Origin of the sequence: Microcystis sp. M113S1, assembly GCF_020246945.1 — a bacterium.
In the GTDB taxonomy this organism is placed as follows: domain Bacteria; phylum Cyanobacteriota; class Cyanobacteriia; order Cyanobacteriales; family Microcystaceae; genus Microcystis.
The window spans coordinates 1-3,723 of sequence record NZ_JADBSA010000402.1 but is presented as its reverse complement, the minus strand read 5'-3'; the positions used below and the strand labels follow the sequence as shown (position 1 = coordinate 3,723).

6 protein-coding genes are annotated in these 3,723 nt (G+C 42.1%); all 6 read left to right on the top strand.

Features of this window, described 5'->3' with window-relative positions:
- Positions 1-117: 117 nt before the first annotated feature.
- Positions 118-336: a DUF3782 domain-containing protein gene (locus IM319_RS20470; RefSeq protein WP_287736734.1), complete on the top strand. Its 219-nt coding sequence runs from the start codon at positions 118-120 to the stop codon at positions 334-336.
- A gap of 42 nt (positions 337-378) precedes the next feature.
- Complete coding sequence (locus IM319_RS20465) at positions 379-612, top strand: hypothetical protein (RefSeq protein WP_287736733.1); 234 nt, start codon at positions 379-381, stop codon at positions 610-612.
- A gap of 127 nt (positions 613-739) precedes the next feature.
- On the top strand, positions 740-1,213 hold the full coding sequence (locus IM319_RS20460; protein WP_287736732.1) for a DUF29 domain-containing protein: 474 nt from the start codon (positions 740-742) through the stop codon (positions 1,211-1,213).
- Between the two features lie 196 nt (positions 1,214-1,409).
- Positions 1,410-2,192, top strand: coding sequence for a Uma2 family endonuclease (locus tag IM319_RS20455; protein WP_287736731.1), 783 nt, complete (start codon positions 1,410-1,412; stop codon positions 2,190-2,192).
- 201 nt (positions 2,193-2,393) lie between these two features.
- Positions 2,394-3,185: a Uma2 family endonuclease gene (locus IM319_RS20450; protein ID WP_287736730.1), complete on the top strand. Its 792-nt coding sequence runs from the start codon at positions 2,394-2,396 to the stop codon at positions 3,183-3,185.
- 233 nt (positions 3,186-3,418) lie between these two features.
- Positions 3,419-3,723: hypothetical protein (locus IM319_RS20445; RefSeq protein WP_287736729.1), on the top strand; the 305-nt coding region annotated here is incomplete at its 3' end.

Sequence of the window (3,723 nt, the reverse complement as noted above, 5' to 3'; positions counted from 1 at the left end):
TAAATCCTTATCTGGCAAGAGACTTAATTGATTAGTTCGCTCTAGATCAAAAACAATTGACAAAAATCGCCAAATGCCTTTCTACATAAGGGTTCCATCCCTTATAACCCCCGTCCATTGCATAACACAAACCGAAGAACCGAAGATATTAAAGCGATTATCCGCCAAGAAATGCCCGAAATTCTCCAATATAGGGAAATGCGGGACGATTACGACAGTAGTGTTGGTGCTTTGGGAGCGATATGGGGACCGCACTCGGAGGAATCTTTCTGGGATGCTCTGAAAGCAATTTTAGAATACTCTTTCGGAGTGCCGGTGATTAATGTTACTGAATAGGATGACGAAGGCAAAGTCTTTGGCAGGCCAGACCGGATAGAATTGGATTTGTTAATCAAAAATGGACTGTTAATAATTGGCGAAATCCAATCCTCCATGAGTAAATCAGATATGTACACTTTCGATAAAAAAGTACAATTTTATCAGCAGCGACACCAACAAGAATCCAACTGCAAGATAGTTATTTCACTGACGGTAGATTTCAAGGCGCAGGAAATAGCTAAAAATTTAGGAATAGAAGTTTATAGTTCTGCAAGAGATGTAGAAGTCAGTTAATAAAAGGAAGGTTAAGGAAGATAAATAGTACAAAGGAAATTATCAGGCAATCGCTACTTGATAAAACGGTCAAATATTTGTTAATATTAAGATTGTCGGATTTATATCATTAATAAAACTGCGAGAAATGTCCACTATTTTATGTGATTCTGATTTTGACTTGTGGATTGAGCAGACAATCCAACAATTAAAAGATCGTCAATTTGAACGACTAGACGTTGAACACTTAATTGAGGAATTACAAGACTTGGGCAAGTCAGAAAAAAGAACCTTAGAAAGTAACTTAATGGTTTTGTTGGCTAATTTACTCAAGCTCAAGATACAAGGCGATGCCCCTGATATTATGATAGGCAGTTGGTATGATTCAATCAACGAACACCCGCAGCGAGTTCAAAAAAGCTTGCGAGATACTCCATCTCTCAATCCCTATCTGTCAAGAGCAGTTTCCTCAGTATATCCAGACGCTCGCAAGCTGGCAATTAGAGATGGAAAAAAAGCTAAATGTGGCGTTCGCATACCATTAGAAAATGATTATCCAATCACCTGTCCTTTTTCAATTGAGCAGCTCTTGGATGATGATTTCTACTTAAATGAGTCTTAGCCTAGAATTGTGATGTAACATATAGTAATCCCCTAAACCCTTGAGAACAAGCAGCTGAACAATGGGATTAAGCTCCTTACTCGTTCACGACTCATTTAGAATTGCTATAGTCAGTCAATTAAAGTAGTATTTGTCTGAAAGAGGGCAAAAAATCTAGTAAATCTAAATAACTAAACCCAAAATATAGGACAGAAATATGGAAACTCTGACGCTTAGTCAACCGATGCAGTTAACTGCATTACCCACGCAAGATGAACTTCCCTGCGATGATGGAGTACCCATGGAAACTCAAAGGCATAAATGGCAGATGGATCTGTTAATAGACACTATATCCCCTTGGCTAGACCGACGAGAAGATGGTTATGCCAGTGGCAATATGTTCGTCTATTTCAGTACAGCACAACTGAAAAATCAAGATTTCAAAGGACCTGATTTTTTTGCCGTCTTAGGCGTGCCAAAAGGGGAGCGAAAAAGTTGGGTTACTTGGGAGGAGGGAAAAGCCCCCGATGTAGTGATTGAACTACTCTCAGAAAGTACTGCCCAAATAGACAAAACCGAGAAAAAACAGATTTATCAAGATAAGTTACGAGTCCCTGAATATTTCTGGTACGATCCTTTTAACCCTGAAGATTTTGCCGAATTTGTCTTAGTTGATGGCCTATATGAACCACGGCAACCCAACGAGAAAGGATGGCTAATCAGTGGTCGTTTGGGATTAGCTTTAGTTCGTTGGCAGGGAGAATATAGAGGGGTAACAACCGTCTGGATTCGCTGGGCAACTTTAGATGGAATATTGTTACCAACCGAGCGAGAGTCGGCTGAGGAAGCACAACAGAAAGCTGAGGAAGCACAACAGAAAGCTGAGGAAGCACAACAGAAAGCTGAGGAAGCACAACAGAAAGCTGAGGAAGCACAACAGAAAGCTGAGCGATTGGCGGCTAAACTTAGGGAATTGGGGATTAATCCCGAAAGTCTCTAACTTCCTCTGGGCGGATTTTGGTAAGACTCCCCCAGTGGGGTACTTCATTTTTGAATCGCCATTTTCACCAATGGAGAACGAGGAATTGACGACTGTTCCGATTTATTGTGCATCAAGGCTTGCGGCGTTCAGGGGTCTAAAATTGACATGAATGCCATATTATCTTGCTAAACTAAACACCAAACTAGCAACATTCCCCCCATGTACCAGAGAACGCCGTCCCTTCCACCCAAAGAAATGTTACCAACCATGTACGACCTCCCCAGCGAAAACTTGGAGGAACCTGGCTTGCCTGACGAATTTCATCTCTTCCAACCCGAATTATTGCGCCAGACCTTTCGACCTTCTAACTATCCTGCCGAACAAGTATTTATCGCCAGCGATCTAAATCTCTACTACGACCCTTACCATCCCCAATGGTACAAGCGGCCGGACTGGTTTGCCGCTTTGGGAGTCTCGCGGCTGTACCAAGGAGAGGAATTGCGCCTGAGTTATGTGATTTGGCAGGAAGAAATTGTTCCCTTCATCGCCATCGAATTACTCTCTCCTGGAACGGAAGCAGAAGATTTAGGGCGTACCGTGCGGGGAATCAACCAACCTCCCACCAAGTGGGAAGTTTACGAACGAATTTTAGGCATTCCCTACTACGTGGTGTTCGATCGCTACAGCAACCAATTGCAGGCATTTACCTTAAAATCAGGAAAATATCAGCCTTTAAGACTAGAAAACGAGCAGTTGTGGCTAGAGGAAGTACAATTGGGGTTGGGACTTTGGGCAGGAAATTGTCAAGGCATTGAGGGGTTGTGGCTGCGCTGGTACGGACGAGACGGCAATTGGATACTGACTCCTACCGAACAGGAAACCCAACGCGCCGAGCAGGAAGCTCAACGCGCCGAGCAGGAAGCTCAACGCGCAGAAAGAGAACGGCAGCGAGTTCTAGAACTAGAAGCTTTGTTGGCTCGTTACCAGGAACAATTCGGGCAGTTAAATTGAGAAAATAATGAATGGATTTTCTAAGCCATGAAAGTATCTTACTCAGTCACTCTGACGGTCGAAGCAGCGGCTATGCAGCTCTGGGTTGACAATTTGGTCAGGATGGGTTAAAGTAGCCAAAGCTAAAAGTAAATTTCGTTTATGAACTCAAACAGACTGCTTTTCTCTTGGATGATCTATTTTGTCCTCTAGAAAGTAACTTTGAGCTTCCCTTATTACTAAGCGATAGTAATATGACATCCCAAAACCTTATCGAAGTTGTAATTTCTCGAAATGGTTTGCCAATTCGTTTAACTTATAAGCAATGGTCACACATTACAGAGAATCATGATTACATGGCGGGATGTATTGATATGGTACTAGAAACTATTGCTGAACCTGATTTGATTGTTAAGGGATGGACTGATGAGCTAATAGCACTAAAACATTATCCGAAAACTGTTATCTCAAGAAAAGACGCGGTCGTCATCTATAAAGAACTAAAGAACGATGGATTTGTCATAACTGCTTTTTTGACATCCTCCTGCGAAGAAATTAT